The organism is Candidatus Skiveiella danica (assembly GCF_022705245.1).
GTDB lineage: Bacteria > Pseudomonadota > Gammaproteobacteria > Burkholderiales > Burkholderiaceae_C > Skiveiella > Skiveiella danica.
This window is the reverse complement of record NZ_JAKJEW010000195.1, coordinates 1-522: the sequence shown is the minus strand read 5'-3', so window position 1 is coordinate 522 and position 522 is coordinate 1. Positions and strand designations below refer to the sequence as shown.

The window sequence follows — 522 nt, the reverse complement described above, 5'->3', positions numbered from 1 at the left end:
CCATGCGCCGGGTGTTGCACGAGGGGCAGACACCCCGGCCTTTGCAGGAGAAGGCGACAAAATAGTCGTGACCACAATCGTCACACCACGCCCGGGCAAAGCCGTGGGCGAAGATGCCGCACTCCAGATACTTACGAAAGGCTTGGCGAACATAAGACTTAGGGGTGTGATGGTCGCCCTGGCCGTCGAACTGGCCTGCACTGGCCAGCTCATGCCAAGTCTCGAAGTGTTCTGCTGGGGCGGCGGCAGCCGCGCTGCGGCCCGCATGGTGGTGCGATTGTGGCCTTGCGTGCGACTGAGCTGTAGACGTGTGCATGGTGCAACGCCTTGATGGGCGTGGCATAGGGCACATAACTGTACATTTATACAGTTATTACCTCCACAACAAATATTGCCGAGCCGCCAGACAGCAAAAAGCCCGAACTGTTGCCAGTTCGGGCTTGAAGGTTTGACGCGTCAGGTCGGTTTACTTCCGCGCTGGCGGCACATCCGTGCAGCTGCCATGCGCCACTTCCGCCGCCA

1 pseudogene is annotated in these 522 nt (G+C 59.8%); it reads right to left on the bottom strand.

The features are described from left to right. Nucleotides 1-238: pseudogene (locus ACMUOY_RS20960) on the bottom strand (transposase zinc-binding domain-containing protein); the annotation flags it as partial. Nucleotides 239-522: the final 284 nt, after the last annotated feature.